This is a genomic window from Streptomyces sp. GS7 (assembly GCF_009834125.1).
GTDB lineage: Bacteria > Actinomycetota > Actinomycetes > Streptomycetales > Streptomycetaceae > Streptomyces.
This window is the reverse complement of sequence record NZ_CP047146.1, coordinates 7,687,878-7,705,845: the sequence shown is the minus strand read 5'-3', so window position 1 is coordinate 7,705,845 and position 17,968 is coordinate 7,687,878. Positions and strand designations below refer to the sequence as shown.

18 protein-coding genes and 1 pseudogene are annotated in these 17,968 nt (G+C 72.9%); 13 read left to right on the top strand and 6 right to left on the bottom strand.

What is annotated here, in order from left to right:
- Positions 1 to 9 precede the first annotated feature (9 nt).
- Complete coding sequence (locus GR130_RS33435; protein ID WP_159508162.1) at positions 10 to 1,410, top strand: dipeptidase; 1,401 nt, start codon at positions 10 to 12, stop codon at positions 1,408 to 1,410.
- A 77-nt stretch (positions 1,411 to 1,487) separates the two neighbouring features.
- Positions 1,488 to 2,423: an NAD(+) diphosphatase gene (gene nudC, locus GR130_RS33430; RefSeq protein ID WP_159508161.1), complete on the top strand. Its 936-nt coding sequence runs from the start codon at positions 1,488 to 1,490 to the stop codon at positions 2,421 to 2,423.
- 68 nt (positions 2,424 to 2,491) lie between these two features.
- On the opposite strand, the gene GR130_RS33425 is transcribed toward nudC, so the two are convergent.
- On the bottom strand, positions 2,492 to 2,737 hold the full coding sequence (locus GR130_RS33425; protein WP_033271949.1) for a mycoredoxin: 246 nt from the start codon (positions 2,735 to 2,737) through the stop codon (positions 2,492 to 2,494).
- A gap of 222 nt (positions 2,738 to 2,959) precedes the next feature.
- Between GR130_RS33425 and GR130_RS33420 the strand changes: the two genes are divergently transcribed.
- From GR130_RS33420 to GR130_RS33400, 5 genes are all read left to right on the top strand, one after another.
- Complete coding sequence (locus GR130_RS33420) at positions 2,960 to 5,212, top strand: ATP-dependent DNA helicase UvrD2 (RefSeq protein ID WP_159508160.1); 2,253 nt, start codon at positions 2,960 to 2,962, stop codon at positions 5,210 to 5,212.
- Between the two features lie 144 nt (positions 5,213 to 5,356).
- Positions 5,357 to 5,686, top strand: a complete 330-nt coding sequence (locus GR130_RS33415; RefSeq protein ID WP_159508159.1) for a hypothetical protein — start codon at positions 5,357 to 5,359, stop codon at positions 5,684 to 5,686.
- A 121-nt stretch (positions 5,687 to 5,807) separates the two neighbouring features.
- Entirely contained in the window at positions 5,808 to 6,161 is a 354-nt protein-coding gene (locus tag GR130_RS33410) for a WhiB family transcriptional regulator (RefSeq protein ID WP_026169602.1), read from the top strand.
- Positions 6,158 to 6,475, top strand: coding sequence for a hypothetical protein (locus GR130_RS33405; protein ID WP_159508158.1), 318 nt, complete (start codon positions 6,158 to 6,160; stop codon positions 6,473 to 6,475). Before GR130_RS33410 ends, GR130_RS33405 begins: the two co-directional genes overlap by 4 nt.
- A 112-nt stretch (positions 6,476 to 6,587) precedes the next feature.
- Positions 6,588 to 6,788, top strand: coding sequence for a hypothetical protein (locus GR130_RS33400; RefSeq protein WP_159508157.1), 201 nt, complete (start codon positions 6,588 to 6,590; stop codon positions 6,786 to 6,788).
- Positions 6,789 to 6,791: 3 nt separating this feature from the next.
- Here the strand turns inward: GR130_RS33400 and GR130_RS33395 are convergent, their stop codons facing one another.
- Together GR130_RS33395 and GR130_RS33390 are read right to left on the bottom strand one after the other, a co-directional pair.
- Entirely contained in the window at positions 6,792 to 8,243 is a 1,452-nt protein-coding gene (locus GR130_RS33395) for an ABC1 kinase family protein (RefSeq protein WP_159508156.1), read from the bottom strand.
- Between the two features lie 34 nt (positions 8,244 to 8,277).
- Positions 8,278 to 9,414 carry a TOMM precursor leader peptide-binding protein gene (locus GR130_RS33390; protein ID WP_201305243.1) on the bottom strand — a complete coding sequence of 379 codons (1,137 nt, stop codon included), beginning with the start codon at positions 9,412 to 9,414 and terminating at the stop codon, positions 8,278 to 8,280.
- 189 nt (positions 9,415 to 9,603) lie between these two features.
- Between GR130_RS33390 and GR130_RS33385 the strand changes: the two genes are divergently transcribed.
- Both GR130_RS33385 and GR130_RS33380 read left to right on the top strand, forming a co-directional pair.
- On the top strand, positions 9,604 to 10,230 hold the full coding sequence (locus GR130_RS33385) for a M48 metallopeptidase family protein (protein WP_201305069.1): 627 nt from the start codon (positions 9,604 to 9,606) through the stop codon (positions 10,228 to 10,230).
- A 105-nt stretch (positions 10,231 to 10,335) separates the two neighbouring features.
- A pseudogene (locus GR130_RS33380) lies at positions 10,336 to 11,499 on the top strand (TerD family protein); the annotation flags it as partial.
- A 215-nt stretch (positions 11,500 to 11,714) separates the two neighbouring features.
- On the opposite strand, the gene GR130_RS33375 reads toward GR130_RS33380, so the two are convergent.
- Both GR130_RS33375 and GR130_RS33370 read right to left on the bottom strand, forming a co-directional pair.
- Positions 11,715 to 12,257 (bottom strand): NUDIX domain-containing protein, encoded by a 543-nt coding sequence (locus GR130_RS33375; RefSeq protein ID WP_159508153.1) that lies wholly within the window; start codon positions 12,255 to 12,257, stop codon positions 11,715 to 11,717.
- A complete protein-coding gene (locus GR130_RS33370; RefSeq protein WP_159508152.1) occupies positions 12,254 to 13,738 on the bottom strand; it encodes a zinc-dependent metalloprotease in 1,485 nt (494 codons plus the stop codon). The genes GR130_RS33375 and GR130_RS33370 overlap by 4 nt, the downstream gene beginning before the upstream one ends.
- A 191-nt stretch (positions 13,739 to 13,929) precedes the next feature.
- Between GR130_RS33370 and GR130_RS33365 the strand changes: the two genes are divergently transcribed.
- From GR130_RS33365 to GR130_RS33350, 4 genes are all read left to right on the top strand, one after another.
- On the top strand, positions 13,930 to 15,081 hold the full coding sequence (locus GR130_RS33365) for an SDR family oxidoreductase (RefSeq protein WP_159508151.1): 1,152 nt from the start codon (positions 13,930 to 13,932) through the stop codon (positions 15,079 to 15,081).
- A gap of 103 nt (positions 15,082 to 15,184) precedes the next feature.
- Positions 15,185 to 15,664 (top strand): molybdenum cofactor biosynthesis protein MoaE, encoded by a 480-nt coding sequence (locus tag GR130_RS33360; protein ID WP_159508150.1) that lies wholly within the window; start codon positions 15,185 to 15,187, stop codon positions 15,662 to 15,664.
- Positions 15,665 to 15,946: 282 nt separating this feature from the next.
- On the top strand, positions 15,947 to 16,138 hold the full coding sequence (locus GR130_RS33355) for a hypothetical protein (RefSeq protein WP_159508149.1): 192 nt from the start codon (positions 15,947 to 15,949) through the stop codon (positions 16,136 to 16,138).
- 69 nt (positions 16,139 to 16,207) lie between these two features.
- Complete coding sequence (locus GR130_RS33350; protein ID WP_159508148.1) at positions 16,208 to 17,305, top strand: YlbL family protein; 1,098 nt, start codon at positions 16,208 to 16,210, stop codon at positions 17,303 to 17,305.
- A gap of 15 nt (positions 17,306 to 17,320) precedes the next feature.
- Here GR130_RS33350 and GR130_RS33345 read toward each other — a convergent pair whose 3' ends face one another.
- Entirely contained in the window at positions 17,321 to 17,875 is a 555-nt protein-coding gene (locus tag GR130_RS33345; RefSeq protein WP_159508147.1) for a PPA1309 family protein, read from the bottom strand.
- Between the last annotated feature and the right edge of the window lie 93 nt (positions 17,876 to 17,968).

Below are 17,968 nucleotides of genomic sequence, written 5' to 3'. Positions count from 1 at the left end.
GCTCGCCGTATGAGCACCACCCCGGACAGCGCCGTCCGCGCGTACCTCGCCGACCACCGCGAAGCCTTTCTCGACGACCTCGCGGAGTGGCTGCGCATCCCGTCCGTTTCCGCCGACCCCGAGCGGGCCGCCGATGTGCGCCGCAGCGCCGAATGGCTCGCCGGCAAGCTCGCGGAGACGGGCTTTGCGACCACCGAGATCTGGGAGACCGAGGGCCTGCCCGCGGTCTTCGCCGAGTGGCCTTCCGGGGACCCGTCCGCGCCGACCGTGCTGGTCTACGGCCACCACGACGTCCAGCCCGCCGCACGCGAGGACGGCTGGCACACCGACCCCTTCGAGCCGCAGACCGTCGACGGCAAGCTCTACGCCCGCGGCGCCGCCGACGACAAGGGCCAGGTCTTCTTCCACACCCTGGGCGTGCGGGCGCACCTCGCCGCCACCGGCCGCACCGCCCCCGCGGTCAACCTCAAGCTGCTCATCGAGGGTGAGGAGGAGTCCGGCTCGCCGCACTTCCCGGCCCTGATCGAGAAGCACGCCGACCGCCTCGCCTGCGACGCGGTGATCGTCTCCGACACCGGCATGTGGTCCAGGGACACCCCCACCGTCTGCACCGGCATGCGCGGCCTGACGGACTGTCAGATCGATCTGTACGGCCCGGACCAGGACATCCACTCCGGCTCGTTCGGTGGCGCGGTCCCCAACCCCGCCACCGAGGCCGCCCGGCTCGCCGCCGCGCTCCACGACACCGACCGCAAGGTCGCCGTCCCCGGCTTCTACGACGGCGTGATCGAGCTCACCGACCGCGAGCGCGAGCTCTTCGCCGAGCTGCCCTTCGACGAGGAGCAGTGGCTGCGCACCGCGCACTCCCACGCCGCCCTCGGCGAGGCCGGCAGCACGACCCTGGAGCGCATCTGGGCCCGCCCCACCGCCGAGGTCAACGGCATCGGCGGCGGCTACCAGGGCCCCGGCGGCAAGACCATCGTCCCGGCCGCCGCCCAGCTGAAGCTCTCCTTCCGCCTGGTCGCCGGCCAGGACGCCGCCGCCGTCCAGCAGTCCGTACGCGACTGGGTGGCCGACCGCCTCCCGGCCGGCATCCGCCACGACATCACGTTCTGGGGCGCCACCCGCCCCTGCCTCACCCCGCTCGACCACCCCGCGCTCCAGTCCGTCGTGCGCGCCATGGGGCGGGCCTTCGAAACGAAGATCCGCTTCACCCGCGAGGGCGGTTCGGGCCCGGCCGCCGACCTCCAGGACGTCCTCGGCGCCCCGGTCCTCTTCCTCGGAATCTCCGTCCCGTCCGACGGCTGGCACGCACCGAACGAGAAGGTCGAGCTCGACCTGCTGATGAAAGGCGTCGAGACCGCCGCCCACCTGTGGGGCGACCTGGCAGAGACCTGGCGCGCCGCCTGACCCGTGCGCGTACCGCCGTACCGTTCCGCGCCCGTACGCAGCAATCACCCACGCCATAGGGGGAGTTGGAAACAGCAGTGACCACCTGGACCGACCACACGGCCGACCGGCCGATCACCTTCAGCGCGCCGAGCGGAATCGACCGCTCCGCCCACCACCGGCTCGACGAGGCATGGCTGGCGGCGGCCTGGAGCCACCCGACGACGCGCGTCTTCGTGGTGTCCGGGGGCCAGGCACTGATCGACGACACCCCCGACGGCCGTACCGAGCTGATCATGACGCCGTCCTTCGAGGCGCCGCTGACCGAGGCACACCGCTACTACCTCGGCACCGACGAGAACGGCGTCAGCTACTTCGCGCTCCAGAAGGACGCGCTCCCCGGCCGCATGGACCAGTCCGCGCGCCCCGCGGGCCTGCGCGAGGCGGGCCTGCTGCTCTCGCCGCGCGACGCCGGGCTGCTCGTCCACGCCGTGGCCCTGGAGAACTGGCAGCGCCTGCACCGCTTCTGCTCCCGCTGCGGGGAGCGCACGGTCATCGCCGCCGCCGGCCACATCCGCCGCTGCCCGGCCTGCGGCGCCGAGCACTACCCGCGCACCGACCCCGCGGTGATCATGCTCGTCACCGACGAGGAGGACCGCGCGTTGCTGGGCCGGCAGGTCCACTGGCCCGAGGGCCGCTTCTCGACCCTGGCGGGCTTCGTCGAGCCGGGCGAGTCCATCGAGCAGTCCGTCGCCCGGGAGGTCTTCGAGGAGGCCGGTGTCGTCGTCGGCGACGTCGAGTACATCGCCAGCCAGCCCTGGCCCTTCCCGTCCAGCCTGATGCTGGGCTTCATGGCCCGCGCCACCTCGTCCGAGATCCAGGTGGACGGCGAGGAGATCGAGGAAGCCCGGTGGTTCTCGCGGGAGGACCTGCGCGCCGCCTTCGAATCCGGCGAGGTCCTGCCGCCCTACGGCATCTCCATCGCCGCCCGGCTCATCGAGATGTGGTACGGCAAGCCGTTGCCCAAGCCGTGACGCACGGGCCGTCGGCCGGCTCCCTCACCGGACCGGCCGACGGCCGTCCTACGCGGTGCGCCCGGCCCTCAGGCCGCGCCCACCTTCTGCTTGACCTGCGCCAGGGACGGGTTGGTCAGCGTCGTGCCATCGGGGAAGAGCACGGTCGGCACCGTCTGGTTGCCGCCGTTTGCCTTCTCCACGAACGCCGCGGACTCCGGGTCCTGCTCGATGTTGATCTCGGTGTAGGCGATGCCCTCGCGGTCCATCTGCCCCTTCAGCCGACGGCAGTAGCCGCACCAGGTCGTGCTGTACATCGTCACAGTGCCCGCCATGTGCCCCGCGCTCCTTTTGCTCGGTCTCGATCATGATCAGGTGCCGCCGACGCCGCACGGACGACGGGGCACCGAGCAGAAGAACGTCCACCGGCCCCGGACCATTCCCGGCCCCGCCCCGGCGCCCGCGCTCCCTCCACAGCCGCCCCGTCCGGTACGACCGGCCCCCGCCGCTGTGGACGGCTTTCCCGGGCGCCCCGCGGGACCTGGCAGCATGGCGGGGTGACAGCAGCAACGGACTCCCCTCTCTTCCCGCAGGTCCCTGGCAGTTCTCAATATTCGGCTCCGCCGAGTGGGGCCGACGCGGTGCTCGACGGGCTGGACCCCGAGCAGCGCGCCGTCGCCACGGCGCTGCACGGTCCGGTGTGCGTGCTGGCCGGCGCGGGCACGGGCAAGACCCGCGCGATCACCCACCGGATCGCCTACGGAGTCCGGGCCGGCATCCTCCAGCCCGCCAGTGTGCTCGCGGTCACCTTCACCGCCCGCGCGGCCGGTGAGATGCGCGGCCGGCTGCGGCAGCTCGGCGCCGGCGGGGTGCAGGCGCGGACGTTCCACTCCGCGGCCCTGCGCCAGCTCCAGTTCTTCTGGCCGAAGGCGGTCGGCGGCGAGGTGCCGCGGCTGCTGGAGCGCAAGGTCCAACTGGTCGCCGAGGCCGCGGCCCGCTGCCGCATCCGGCTCGACCGTACCGAGCTGCGCGACGTCACCGGCGAGATCGAGTGGTCCAAGGTCACCCAGACCGTGCCCGCCGACTACCCCGCGGCGCTCGCCAAGGCCGGCCGCGAGGCACCACGCGACCCGGCCGAGATCGGGCAGATATACGCCACGTACGAGCAGCTCAAGCGCGAGCGCGGCAGCATCGACTTCGAGGACGTGCTGCTGCTCACCGTCGGCGTGCTCCAGGACCGGCACGACATCGCCGAGCAGGTCCGCGCCCAGTACCAGCACTTCGTCGTCGACGAGTACCAGGACGTCAGCCCGCTCCAGCAGCGGCTCCTGGAGCTGTGGCTGGGCGACCGCGACAGCCTGTGCGTGGTCGGTGACGCCAGCCAGACGATCTACAGCTTCACCGGCGCCACCCCCGACCACCTCCTCGACTTCCGCACCCGCCACCCGCACGCCACGGTCGTCAGACTCGTCCGCGACTACCGCTCCACCCCCCAGGTGGTCCACCTCGCCAACGGCCTGCTCGCCCAGGCCAGGGGCCGCGCCGCCGAGCAGCGCCTGGAGTTGCTCTCGCAGCGCCCGGCCGGCGCCGAGCCGGTGTTCACCGAGTACGCCGACGAGCCCGCCGAGGCCGAGGGCACCGCCCGCCGGATCCGCGACCTGATCGCCTCCGGGGTCCCGGCCAGCGAGATCGCCGTGCTCTTCCGGATCAACGCCCAGTCCGAGGTCTACGAACAGGCCCTCGCCGACGTAGGGGTGCCGTACCAGCTCCGCGGCGCCGAGCGGTTCTTCGAGCGCCCCGAGGTGCGCGAGGCCGGGATCAAGCTGCGCGGCGCGGCCCGATTCGGCGCCAACGACACCCTGCTCGACGGCGCCGTCGACCTGCCGTCCGAGGTGCGCGCGGTGTTCAGCGACATGGGCTGGACCGGGCAGCCGCCGGCCGGCTCCGGCGCGGCGCGCGACCGCTGGGAGTCCCTGGCGGCCCTGGTCCGGCTCGCCGAGGACTTCACCCGGGCCCGCCCCGAGGCCACCCTCGCCGACCTCGTCGCCGAGCTGGACGAGCGGGCCAACGCCCAGCACGCCCCGACGGTCGAGGGCGTCACCCTCGCCTCGCTGCACACCGCCAAGGGCCTGGAGTGGGACGCGGTGTTCCTGGTCGGCCTCACCGAGGGCATGCTGCCGATCCACTACGCCAGGACCGACGAGCAGATCGAGGAGGAGCGCCGGCTTCTCTACGTGGGCATCACCCGCGCCCGCCTGCGGCTGACGCTGTCCTGGTCGCTGGCGCGCTCTCCCGGCGGGCGCGCCTCGCGCAGCGCCAGCCGGTTCCTGCACGGCCTGCGGCCGGGCTCCGGCGCGGCGGGCCGCCGCACGGTGGGCGCGGCCGCCGGCGGAGTCGAGCGCGGCACCGGCACGGCCCCGGGCCGCAGCCGTCGTACGCACCGCACCCCCGCCCGCTGCCGGGTCTGCAACAAGACCCTCACGGACGCCGGCGAGATGAAGCTGATGCGCTGTGAGGAATGCCCCTCGGAACTCGACGAGGCGCTGTACGAGCGGCTGCGGGACTGGCGCGCCGAGCAGGCCGGCCGGACGCGGCAGCCCGCCTACTGCGTCTTCACCGACAAGACGCTGATGGCCATCGCCGAGGCGGTCCCGGCGACGGCCGCGGAGCTGGCGGTCATCTCCGGAGTGGGCCGCCGCAAGCTCGACCGCTACGGCACCGATGTGCTGTCCCTCTGCGCCGGTGAGGAGCTCGCCGGGGCCGGTGAAGAGGGGGCGGAGGACGCCGCGGAAAACTCGTCGGAAAAATAGTTTGCGCGCGCGGAGCGCATCCCCATAGCCTTCGGAAGCAACGGAGACAACGGAACTTCCGAGATCCGATGGATCCGTGCTGTACTTGAACACCCTGGACCGGGTTTTCCCGGTCCACCGAGACGCCGAGAGGAGGCGAGCCCAGTGATCAGCATTATCGAGACCAACAAAATGACCGATCTCTCGGTCGTCGCCCCCTGCGCTCTCGGCTTCTCGCTCCTTGGCACCGGTCTGTCCGGCTCCCGCCGTCCGTCCGGTACCGAGGTCGCGCGTCCCGCCGCCGTCGCTGTCCTGACGGGCAGTGAGCGCACCGCGCGACCGACCGAGGCACCTGAGGCAGCAGTAGCGAAGGCGTCGGCGAATTCCTTTGCCTTCGCGGCGGCGGCCAACGGTGCCGAATCCCGGCAGCAGTACCAGACGCAGCATGAAATGTGGGCCTACCGCGGCCTCGAACCCTGGAGAGATCCAGCCTGATCGGCGCGATCAGGTCGGCACCTTCCAGGGCCGCGGAACCCACACCGGGATCCGCGGCCCTTTTGTTTTGCCCAACGCGCCCGCCACCAGCCGGGCCGGAACAGACGAGGAACACACCACCGTGCAACTCCAGACGCACACCCCGTCCGTAGCCACCGACCTGATCCCTCCGCCCGACCCCCAGGAGAACTCCTTGCTGCCCCTCACCGAGCTCGACGACGAGATCGACCGCCTCGGCGCCGCCGTTCCGTGCCGCACCTACGACCCCGAGGTCTTCTTCGCGGAGTCCCCGGCCGACGTCGAGTACGCCAAGACGCTGTGCCAGACCTGCCCGGTCCGCGAGGCGTGTCTCGCCGGCGCCAAGGACCGCCGTGAGCCGTGGGGCGTCTGGGGCGGTGAGCTCTTCGTCCAGGGCGTCGTGGTGCCGCGGAAGCGTCCGCGTGGCCGTCCGCGCAAGAACCCGGTCGCGGCATGAACACCACCGGTACAGGAACGATCGACCGTCCCGTCACACGGGATCCCCAGAAGCAGGACCCCACGATGAACCCGACTTTCACCGACACCCCCGCCCCCGCGAACTCCGGCGCGATCGCGCCGCGCCAGAACAGGAACCTCGAAATGCAACTCATTCCAGAAGCCCTGGCGAGGGCTCATATGGACCAACGCCTCCAAGAGGCGGAGTCCGAACGCAGGGCCTACCGGCTCGCCGCCGCGCGGCGTATGCAGCGGCGCGCCGAGCGCGCGTCACTGCGGGCCCGCAGGGCGCTCGCCATGGCCGTGATGCAGTAGCCGGGCGCACCGGCACCGCCTCCTGAGGCCACCGTCCACGGGGTCCGTCCGACAGGGCGGGCCCCGTGGTGCGTTGCGTCCCGGTTCATGAGGTTGACGGGGATATCGTCGGATGGTGGACCAGAAGACGCATCGACAGGCGGAGTTGGACTCCGCGCGCATGGTGTGCGCCCGCTGCGGCGCGGTTCCCGAGGGCGCACCGCCGACCTGGACCTGCTCGGTCGAGAACGGCGAGCGCCGCTACTTCTGCGACAACTGCGCCAGGGACAACATCCGCGCCATCGAGGGACGCCTGGACTCGACCTGGTGGTGAGGGTCAGGCCGGGCTCTCCTCGACGGCCGCCTCCTCCCGGTCCGCGCGGTCATCGGCGCCGTCGGCGGCACCGATGACCGCGCCGGGCTCCGCCGCGTCCGGACCCGCGGGCTCCTCCTCGGGCACGAACCCGGGCATCCATGCCTCCAGCTCGTCGCGCAGCCGCACCGTGGCCCCCAGCTGGCACAGCACCCCGATCGTGCTCAAGGTCACCCGGTGTATCAGCAGATACGCCGGCGGCAGGTTGAGCTGCTTGCCCAACTGGTGTGCGGGGGACCGCGGATCGCCGATCCGGGCGGCCTGATTGCGCATCCAACCCCGGGTGAAGGTGAACGCGTCCACCTGCGCCGGCTCGATGATCGGCAGCAGGTACTCCAGCACCGCGTCCGGGTCCAGCGCGATGGACTCCTTGACGAAGCCCTCCTCGCAGAGCAGGTCGTAGACCGCGTCCGCCTCGCCGTCCAGCGCCATCCGCAGCGAGCTGCCGATCGTCGGCGGCAGCCCGTCGGGGAGCCGGTCGACGGTTCCGAAGTCCAGCACGCCCAGCCGCCACTCCTCGACCGGCGCGTCCGGTGAGTCACCGGGCAGCAGCCGGAAGTTGCCCGGATGCGGGTCGGCGTGCAGCAGGCCCGTACGGGCCGGGCCGGAGAAGAGGAAGCGGGCCAGCAGCTGCCCGGCGCGGTCACGCTGTTCCTCGGTGCCGCCGGCGATCACCTCGGACAGCGGCACCCCCTCCATCCACTCCGTCACCAGCACCTGGTCGCTCTGGTGCACCACGGCCGGCACGACGACATCCGGGTCCTCGGCGAACTCCTCGGCATGCGCCCGCTGGGCCTGCGCCTCAAGGGAGTAGTCCAGCTCCTCGGAGACCCGGTCGCGCAGTTCGGCGATCAGCGGCTTGACGTCCATGCCGGGGATCAGCGGCCCCAGCAGCCGCGCGAACCGGCTCAGCTGCGCCAGATCCGACAGCAGCGCCTTGCCCGCTCCCGGGTACTGCACCTTGACGGCCACCTCGCGGCCGTCGTGCCACACCCCCCGGTGCACCTGGCCGATCGACGCGGCCGCGGCCGGCTTGTCCTCGAACTCCTCGAACAGCTCCCGCCAGTCCTCGCCGAGCCGCTCCGCCAGCACGGCGTGCACCGTGCTCGTCGGCATGGGCGGCGCCGCCTCCTGAAGCTTCGTCAGGGCTGCGCGGTAAGGACCGGCGATCTCCTCGGGCAGCGCCGACTCGAAGACGGACAGCGCCTGCCCGAACTTCATGGCGCCGCCCTTCAGCTCACCGAGCACCTTGAAGAGCTGTTCCGCGGTGCGCTGTTGCAGCTCCCGGCCGACGATCTCGGCGGATCTGCCACCGATCCGCTTGCCCAGGCCCCAGGTGGCACGGCCGGCGAACCCCAGCGGCAGCGCGGCCAGCTTGGCGGTGCGGGTGACCGCCTTGCGGGGAAGATCAGACATGCGCCCCTCCAACTCACACTGTCCCCTACCGGGGTTACTCCGTCATTGTGGCGTGTCGCGCCCCGGGAACCGAGGCGTCTGCCGTCCCCTGTGCAGCGGCGGCGCCGCAACCGCAGTCCGGGTGCGGCGTGATCCGCACCGTCCGCACGCTCGCGCAGGGCAGCGGGAGTTCCATCCGCGCCCCCGTGCACGGTGGCGGCTCGCCGTCCAGGAACGTCATCGCCTGGACGGTGGCGAGCCCCGCCACCGCCGTCGCCAGCGCCGTGTCGCAGGCCGGCATCGACGGTGAACCGCGCCCCGAGCGCCACTGCGCGAGCAGCCGCGGCCAGGCCGGCTCCGCGTCCGTCCGCCGCAGCTCGTCGCAGCCGGCGCAGGCCGAGACACCGGGCACCACCAACGGCCCCACCACACCTGTGCCCTCGACCACGCCCGCGTAAAGATGCGGAATACCGGCGGTCAGCAGCGGCTCGGCCCGCACGGGATCGGGAGCGTACGCGCCGAGCCCGTCACGCGGGGCGATGACCATGAGGGAGATGCCCGGCTCTCCGGACTCGGTGACCGGGCCGGCCGGCCGCGGCCGGCGGCTCCACGGGGAGGACTCCCGCACCAGCCGGCGGGCGGCCGCGTCACGCCGCTCGCCGACCTGCCCGGCCGCCGGCCCGCCCGGCACCACGTCCCACGGCTCGACCGTGCCGCCGTCGACCACGTCCACCCTGCCGATGCCCGACGCAGCCAGCAGCGCCGCGATCTGGGCGCCGATCCGGCCCGCGCCCTTCACCTTGACCCGGACCGTCCGGCGCGCCCCCATCCGCCCGAGCGGCCCGCCGGCTCCCCGGTGCCGCACCGACAGCGAGGCCAGATCCGGCCGCAGCCGCGCGAAGGCCGGTCCGTCCGCCCGCACCGCGTCGGCCGCCGGACCGCCCGCGGCCGGTGCCTCCAGTAACCCGGCCGCGCCGAGCCGGTCCACCACACCCCGCGCGCGCTCGGGCGTCACGTCCAGTGACGTGCCCTCCTCGACCAGCTGCCGCATCGTGCGCGTGCCGTCGATCAGCTCGATGAAGCTGCCCGTCGCGATGTCGACCGGGCCGACCACCACCGCATGGGCCGGTGCCACGCCGAACCGCACCGTCTCCCGGTCCCGCCAGCCGCGCCGCAGCGCGGGCTTGAGCATCGGATACATCTCGTCCGCCCCCGTCGTTCGTCGTCCGGCTCCCAGCATGCGCCAGGCGCGAGACCGGCGCGGAAGTTATCCACAGGAAGCGGGTATTAGTCATACAAGCCGTGCGCGCCGGGGGCGTTCAGGTGGCGAACCGTTCGTGGGGCGGGACTTCCCGCAGTGCCAGCGGGTAACGTCGGGCGCGTGCCCGCCGATCCTTCCCCCCGCGGTTCCGGGGAGACACCCCTGCGCCGCGCCGCAGATCCACCGCGCCGGGCTGAACCGAGCCCGAAGGCCCGCGGGTCGGGGACCAGCGCGGTCGAGGTGCGCCGCAGTTCCCGGCGGCGCCGGACGGTCTCCGCGTACCGCGAGGGCGACCGCACGGTGGTGCTGATCCCGGCCCGGATGTCGGAGGCCGAGGAACAGCGCTGGGTCGGTGTGATGCTGGACAAGCTCGCCGCCCAGGAGAGCAAGCGGATACTGGGCGACGGCGAGCTGGCCGAGCGGGCCGAGCGGCTCTCCGGTCAGTTCCTGGACGGGCGGGCCCGCCCCGCGTCGGTGCGCTGGGTCACCAACCAGAACACCCGCTGGGGATCGTGCACCCCGGCCGAGGGCAGCATCCGCCTCTCCCACCGCCTCCAGGGCATGCCGGAGTACGTCATCGACTACGTGCTGCTGCATGAACTCGCGCATCTGCTCGTCCCCGGCCACGGCCCGGAATTCTGGCGCCTGTTGGAGTCGTATCCGCGCACGGAGCGGGCCCGCGGCTATCTCGAAGGCGTGGTGGCCGCCGACCGGCTGCCCCATCTGCCCGCCGCCCGGCGCCGGTGACCGCCGTCCCGCCCCGCCGAGCCCCGGCATCACTCACTGTCAGCGCCAGCGGTTAGCCTGGCACGGGTAGGGACTCAACGCGGGAGCGGGGGAGGGGCGTTACGCATGGCCAGGGAATTCCAGCGCGGCCACAAGGCCAGGATCGGCGATCTGACGGCCGGGCGGGATCTGTATGTGGGGGTGCAGATCGCCGGACCGGGCCTGACCCTCGACGTCAGCTGCTTCGGCCTGGACGCCGACGATCGGCTCTCCGACGACCGCTACTTCGTCTTCTACAACCAGCCCAAGTCGCCCGAGGAGTCGATCCAGCTGCTCGGCGCGCAGGCCGGCGACACCGAGTCCTTCCGCGTCACCCTGGACACCATCCCGCCGCACATCCGGAAGCTGACCTTCACCGCCACGCTCGACGGCGTGGGCCAGATGTCGCAGATCGGCCCCGGCTACCTCCGGATCGTGGCCGGCGGCGAAGAGGTGGCCCGGTATCCCTTCACCGGCGGCGAGTTCAGCACCGAGCGCGCCGTGATGCTCGGCGACGTCTACCTGAAGGACGTCTGGCGGTTCGCCGCGGTCGGCCAGGGTTTCGACGGCGGCCTGGAGGCGCTGCTGAAGAACTTCGGTGGTGAGGTCGTGGAGGAGGAGGCGGCCGAAGCGGCGCCCGCGCCTCCGGTGACCGCACAGGGCGTGCCGGGCTTCGCGCCGCCGGTGGACCCGGGGCCCGCCCCGTCGGCCGCGCCGCCCGCGTCCGTAGCGCCCGCGCCACCCGCGTCCGTAGCGCCCGCGCCACCCGCGTCCGTAGCGCCCGCGCCGGCGGCCCCCGACCCGCGCGAGCCCGCACCGCACCTCCCGCAACAGGCCACTCCGCAGTATCCGCAGCCGTCCGCCGCGCAGATCCACAGCGCGCCGACGGTCGTCGCGCCGCTGGTCCCGCCCGGTGCCCCGGTGCCGCCCCGGGGTGTGCAGGGGCCGCCCCCACCTCCTCCTCCGCCGCCTCCGGCCGCCGGTGTGCAGGGACCTCCGCCGCCGCCCCCGCCGCCTGCGCACGGCCAGGCCTCCGGTGGATTCCCGGGCGCCCGGCAGCCTCCACCGCTACCTCCGTATGGTCAGCAGCCTCCGCCGCCGCCCGCCGGTTACGGCGTGCCCCAGGGGCAGGCCGTGCCGCCTCCGCTGCCGCCCGGACCCTACGGGCAGCCGGGTCGGCAGGCCCCGGGGGCCCCGACCGCGCCGTATCCGGGGCAGGGTGTGCCCGCCCCTGGGGACGGCGGTACCGGACCGTGGCAGCGGCCCGGAGAGGAACCGTACGGCCCTGACGCCGCAGGGCCGGCCCGTGGAGAACAGCAGGGCGACCCGCGCCGGGGCCGCTGATCGGTGCAGAGCCGGTCGGCCGGTCGCCGGCCCGGCGCACCCGTGCGTCCGGCGCCCGCCCCGGTGAGGGCGGACGCCGGATGTGATGGGGTGTCAGAAGATCTGGAAGGCCCGGGGAGCCGTCAGGGCGCCGCGGGCAGCAGTGCCCGGGTGCTCTCCACGAGGCGCACCACCGACGCGTCCGCGACGCCGGGCACCTCGTCGTAGCGGAACCAGCGCAGGTCCAGCGACTCGTCGCTGATCGCCGCCACCGCGCCCGCGGGGGCCAGCGCGGCGTACTGGACGTCCAAGTGCTCGGCGCACGGCGTCCGATGACGGTCCAGCCGCACCGGCGTACCGCCCAGCAGGGTCAGCCCCGAGGCGATCCCGGACTCCTCGCGTGCCTCCCGGAGTGCCGCGGCGGCCAGCGAGGCGTCCTCCGGTTCGCAGTGGCCGCCCATCTGGAGCCACATCTCCAGCTTGCGGTGCAGGGTCAGCAGCACCCGGCCGCCCGCCGGGTCGATCACCAGCGCGCTGGCCGTGATGTGCCCGTCCTTGCAGGGCTTCCACATGCCGTCCTGGTGGGCGGCGAGATGGTCCAGATAGGCAAGCCGCAGGCGCTCCTGGTCGGCCGACGGCGCGGGCCACTCCTTGAGCACCCGCGCCGCGTCCTCACGCAGACTCACTTGGCGCCGTCACCCTTGCCGTCCTCGGGGGCCTGCGGACCGTCGTCACCCGTGCCGTCCTCGGCGGGCTTGGACGGATCGGGCTTGGACAGACGGGGCTTGCCGTTGCTCGCGGCCTCGCCCAGCATCTTGTCGAGCTCGGAGAAGTCCAGCTGCTCGTGGTGCACGAACCCGTCCGGGTCGTCCAGATCCGCCGCCGTCGGCAGCATGTCCGGGTGCTCCCACAGACCGTCCCGGCCCTCCAGGCCGCGCGCGTCGGTCAGGGAGGCCCACAGCCGCGAGGCGTCCCGCAGGCGCCGCGGGCGCAGCTGGAGGCCGATCAGGGTGGAGAACGTCTGCTCGGCCGGGCCGCCGCTCGCCCGGCGCCGCCGCAGCGTCTCGCGGAGCTTGTCCGCCGACGGCAGATGCGGCTTGGCGGCGGCGTGCACCACCGCGTCCACCCAGCCCTCGACGAGCGCCAGCGCGGTCTCCAGACGGGCCAGCGCGGCCTTCTGCTCAGGGGTGTCCTCGGGCTGGAACATGCCCTGCTGGAGGGCGTTCTGCAGCTCCTCGGGGTGCTGCGGGTCGATCTGGCCGACCACGTCCTCCAGCTTGGTCGTATCGACCTTGATGCCGCGTGCATAGCCCTCGACGGCACCGAACAGATGCGAGCGCAGCCACGGCACATGCGCGAAGAGCCGCTGGTGGGCCGCCTCACGCAGGGCCAGATACAGCCGCACCTCCTCCTCCGGGACGCCCAGGCCGGCACCGAACGCCGCCACGTTCCCGGGCAGCAGCGCGGCCTTGCCGGCCGGCCCCAGGGGCAGCCCGATGTCCGTCGAACCGACGACCTCGGAGGCCAGGACGCCCAGCGCCTGGCCGATCTGGGTGCCGAACATCGCGCCCCCCATGGAGCGCATCATCCCGAGCAGCGGGCCCGCCATGGCCTGCATCTCCCCGGGCAGCACATCGCCCATCGCCGACCCGACCCGCTCGGCGAGCGGATTGACCAGGTCCTTCCACACCGGCAGGGTCTCCTCGACCCACTCGGCGCGACTCCAGGCCACCACCGAGCCGGAGCCCGACGGCAGCGACGTCACCCCGTCCAGCCACAGGTCCGCGAGGCGCACGGCCTCTTGGACGGCGGTCCGCTCACCCGGCGAGAGGCTGGCGTCCTTGCTGCCGTCCTCGGCGCCCTGCGCGACGGTCTGCCGGGCGATGTCCTTGGCCATGTCCCAGTTCACCGGGCCGCCCTCGTAGGAGAGCATCTGGCCGAGCCGCTGGAACGCGGCTCCCAGGTCGCCGGGGTTCATCTGGCCGCCGGGTCCCCCCATGCCGCCGAAGAGCGCCGCGAACGGATTGTCCGCGCCGCCGCTCCCGCCGCCGAACCCGAAGGGGTCCGCGGGGCCCTGGCTACCTCCCTGGCCGCCCTTCTTCTTGCCGTTGTCGCCGTCCTCCGGCTCCTCCGGCGGAAGGCCGAATCCAAATGGGGTGTCACTCACGGGTTTCCTCGGCTCGTAGGGCCGCCGACCCCATCGGCCGACGGCGGCTGCCCGACATCACCTCCAGCGTAGACACCCGGACCGCATCGGGGCTCGGTGCTTCGCTGTCCCGGTGGCTGCGGCAGGATGGAGCCACCTGGTGCGGACGCGTCCGACGCGCCCGTACTGAAGACAACCGCTGGAGACGCCCGGTGAGTTCCCCAGATCCGACCGTTCGCGCAGCGCGAAACGCTGCGGCCCAGACCGAAAAGGCGGACCACGCCCCAGGCGATGCCGCCGACCGGCCGCTGCGCCGCCCCGCCGTCGCCGTCACCGGCGCCGCCTCCGGGGTCGGCGCGCTGCTCACCCGTGCCCTGGCCGCCTCCGACGAGGTCAGGAAGGTGGTGGCCATCGACGAGCGCCACGGTGACGTCGCCGAGGCCCACTGGCACGTCCTGGACGTCCGCGACCCCGCCATCGCCGACAAACTCCGCGGAACGGACGTCGTGGTCCACCTCGCGCTCGACCTCGACCTGGAGACCGACGACGCGGCGCGCACCGCCTACAACGTGCGCGGCACCCAGACGGTGCTGACCGCCGCCGCGGCGGCCGGCGTCCACCGGGTCGTGCTGTGCACCTCCGCCATGGTCTACGGGGCGCTGCCCGACAACGATGTTCCGCTCGCCGAGGACGCCGAGCTGCGCGCCACCGCCGACGCCACCGGTGTCGGCGACCTCCTGGAGATCGAGCACCTGGCGCACCGCGCGCCCCGCGCCCACCCCGGCCTGAACGTCACCGTGCTGCGCCCCGCCGTCCTGGTGGGCGGCACCGACACCGCGCTGACCCGCTACTTCGAGTCGCCGCGCCTTCTGGTCGTCGCCGGATCCCGCCCCGCCTGGCAGTTCTGCCACGTGGAAGACCTGGTCAGCGCCCTGGAGTACGCGGCCCTGCAGAAGGTCGAGGGCGAACTGGCGGTGGGCTGCGACGGCTGGCTGGAACAGGAGGAAGTAGAGGAGCTCTCCGGGATCCGCCGCATGGAGCTGCCCTCCTCGGTGGCGCTGGGCGCCGCCGCCCGGCTGCACCGCATCGGCCTGACCCCGTCCCCCGCCGGGGACCTCGCGTACACGATGCACCCCTGGGTGGTCAGCGGCAGCCGGCTGCACGACGCGGGCTGGCGTCCGAAGTGGACGAACGAGGAGGTGCTCGCCGAACTCCTCGAAGAGGTCGCCGGACGGCACACCGTCGCCGGCCGCCGGCTCGGCCGCAAGGACGCCACCGCCGCGGGCGCCGCCGGCGCGACCGTCGCCCTCCTGGGCACCGCGGCACTGGTCCGCCGCGCCCGCAAGGCCCGCCGCCGCATCTGACCGCCGCCGGGCCGCCGGGCTGTACGAGCCTCCATACGGGAGGCCGGACGCCCGGTGGAAACGGCCATTCCCCGGCGCGCTCCCGGTACGGCACGATGGGGGTATGTCTGGCACGCACTCCCGCACCGGCCCCGGCCGCGACCACCCCGGCGAGCGGGCCGCCGAGGACCCGATCCGGCTCCTGGCGATCCGCGACACCCCGCTGTCCGTGGACGAGGTCTTCGCGGCCGTCGGCGACGCGGCGGCCGGCGGTACGGCCCTGTTCGTCGGCACCGTCCGCTCGCACGACGGCGGCGCCGACGTCGACGGGCTCGGCTACTCCGCGCACCCGACCGCGGAGGAGGAGATGCGCCGCATCGCCGAGAAGGTCGTCGCCGACTATCCGGTCCGCGCGCTCGCCGCCGTGCACCGCGTGGGCGACCTGGCGATCGGCGATCTGGCCGTGGTCGTCGCGGTCTCCTGCCCGCACCGGGGCGAGGCGTTCGACGCGTGCCGCAAGCTGATCGACGACCTCAAGCACGAGGTCCCCATCTGGAAGCACCAGACCTTCTCCGACGGCACCGAAGAATGGGTCGGCGCGTAGCGCTGTCTTCTGGGGGTGGAGGTCGGGTGACCGAAGAATGGGTCGGCGCGTAGCGCTGTCTTCTGGGGGTGGAGGTCGGGTGACGGGAGGGCGGGTCGGCGCGTAGTGCTGTCTCTGGGTAACCGGGGATCCTCCCTGGCCAGGGCCAGGGCCAGGGCCGTGGCGGTGGCTGTGTGTGCCGTTCCGGTTGCGTAACCGGCTCCCTGGCATGAGCGTTGACCTGTCGGCTGGTTAATCCGCTTATTCGTCGATCACGGTTGCGCGAGGTGTCGGGAGGTCGCCATGGGAGCGCTGCTCTGGCTGCTGATTCCGGTTCTGGCCGGTCTGGCCGCTGCGCTGTGGAGCAGCTGGGCCCTGCGCAACCGCAAGACCGGGGACGTCGCGGAGCTGGCCGGCTATGCACGGTTCCGTGCCGCGATGGAGAGGCGGGAGCCCGCTCGCACCGTCCCCGACCCGGTCACGGACCCGGTCTGAGGCTCCCGTCCGTCCTCGTACGGACGGCCCCGCGGGCCGGTTGTCATACCCGTCCCGTACTGTCGTTCCATGCCACGCCGCACCGCGACGCTGCTCGCCTCGACCCTGATGCTGATCGCGCTGCTCTGCGCCGGCGTGCTGATTCCCGTGCCGTACGCGGCGATGTCACCGGGCCCGACGGTCAACACCCTCGGGGATCACGAGGGCAAGCCGGTGCTCCAGATCTCCGGCCGCACGACGTATCCGACGAGCGGCCATCTGAACATGACCACGGTCCAGGTCACCGGCCCCGACTACCGCATGAACCTCTTCGAGGCGGTCTACGGCTGGCTGGACCCCGACCGGGCCGTGGTGCCGCACAAGACGCTCTACCCGGAAGGGCAGACCGCCCAGCAGGCCGACCAGCAGAACGCCGAGGAGTTCACCCAGTCCCAGGAGAGCGCCAAGGTCGCCGCGCTCAAGCAGTTGAACATCCCGGTCGCCACCCAGACCGTCGTCGGGGCCGTCGTCAAGGACAAGCCGGCCGACGGGAAGTTGCACGCGGGCGATGTGATCAAGGCGGTGGACGGCAAGGCGGTCACGCAGGCCGGCGACGTCGCCAAGTTCGTCACCCGGCACAAGCCGGGCGAAAAGGTGGTCTTCACGGTCATTCCGGCCAAGGAGGCCGCCGCGGCGGAGCAGCAGGGAAAGCGGCCCGAGGGGCCCGGCGCGGACATCGCGCTCACGACCGCGGCGGACGGCGGCCGTGCCGTGGTGGGCATCCAGGCCCAGGCGGACCACATCTTCCCGTTCCACATCGACGTGAAGCTCGCCGACGTCGGCGGCCCGAGCGCCGGGCTGATGTTCGCGCTCGGCATCGTGGACAAGCTCACGCCCGGCGGCAACCTGACCGGCGGCAAGTTCGTGGCCGGTACGGGCACGATCGACGACCAGGGCAACGTCGGCCCGATCGGCGGCATTTCGATGAAGACGATCGGCGCGCGGGACAAGGGCGCGGAGTTCTTCCTGACGCCCAAGGAGAACTGCGGCGCCGCTGCCAAGGACACCCCGAGCGGCCTCCGGCTCGTCAAGGTCGGCACCATAGGTGACGCGATGAAGGCGCTGGAGAAGATCCGTACGAACGACACGGCGGGCCTGCCGAGCTGCAGCCCGGCAGGCCGCTCGTAGGTCAGATCGGCGCGCTCACGCCTCGAAGGTCGCGGCCAGCGCGTCCGCGAGGCCGGGGACGAGGGCCGAGCCGGTGAGCACCTCGGAGGTGGAGTCCTTCTCGCGCAGCCGCAGTGCGGATTCCCGGGATCCGTCCCGCAGGACGGCCACCGTCATCCGGACCTCCTGGCGGTCGGGGTGCTTGGCGACCCACTTGGCGAGCTGGGCCTCGTCCATGCCCGCGGGCTGGGACTCCTCGGCGGACGGCGGCAGCATCAGCCGCTCCACGGTCAGCGCGCAGCCGGCGACGGCGTCGGGCCAGGCGATGGTGGCGAGGAACTCGTCCAGCGGGGCGTCGGCCGGGATCTCGTCCTGCTCCACGGGGGTCAGGGACGCGCTGGTGGCGTCGTCGATGCCCAGCTGGGCGGCGAGCGAGGGCTCCTGTTCCCGCAGTTTGGCGGTGTCAACGAGGGCGAACAGGCGGGCGGGCTGGTCCCAGCCGAGTCCGGCGGCGTACTCGTCGATTTCGAGCACCGCGCGGGTCAGTGGGTCGGCGGCGAGGGGGGTGCCGTCAACGGGGAGGTTCGTCATGCCCCACATCGTGCCTTGTGGACCCCGGAAATCGGGAACCGAGTAAAGCCGTCGTAAGTTGCATCACTGGGTCCTACTATCGCCGGGCCTGTT

What these genes read in the sequence shown, in the direction of transcription:
- GR130_RS33435 (WP_159508162.1), top strand. Translation starts at nt 10, where the DNA reads ATGAGCACCACCCCGGACAGCGCCGTCCGCGCGTACCTCGCCGACCAC.
- GR130_RS33425 (WP_033271949.1), bottom strand. Translation starts at nt 2,737, where the DNA reads ATGGCGGGCACTGTGACGATGTACAGCACGACCTGGTGCGGCTACTGC.
- GR130_RS33405 (WP_159508158.1), top strand. Translation starts at nt 6,158, where the DNA reads ATGAACACCACCGGTACAGGAACGATCGACCGTCCCGTCACACGGGAT.
- GR130_RS33400 (WP_159508157.1), top strand. Translation starts at nt 6,588, where the DNA reads ATGGTGGACCAGAAGACGCATCGACAGGCGGAGTTGGACTCCGCGCGC.
- GR130_RS33395 (WP_159508156.1), bottom strand. Translation starts at nt 8,243, where the DNA reads ATGTCTGATCTTCCCCGCAAGGCGGTCACCCGCACCGCCAAGCTGGCC.
- GR130_RS33390 (WP_201305243.1), bottom strand. Translation starts at nt 9,414, where the DNA reads ATGCTCAAGCCCGCGCTGCGGCGCGGCTGGCGGGACCGGGAGACGGTG.
- GR130_RS33360 (WP_159508150.1), top strand. Translation starts at nt 15,185, where the DNA reads ATGTCTGGCACGCACTCCCGCACCGGCCCCGGCCGCGACCACCCCGGC.
- GR130_RS33355 (WP_159508149.1), top strand. Translation starts at nt 15,947, where the DNA reads ATGGGAGCGCTGCTCTGGCTGCTGATTCCGGTTCTGGCCGGTCTGGCC.
- GR130_RS33350 (WP_159508148.1), top strand. Translation starts at nt 16,208, where the DNA reads ATGCCACGCCGCACCGCGACGCTGCTCGCCTCGACCCTGATGCTGATC.
- GR130_RS33345 (WP_159508147.1), bottom strand. Translation starts at nt 17,875, where the DNA reads ATGACGAACCTCCCCGTTGACGGCACCCCCCTCGCCGCCGACCCACTG.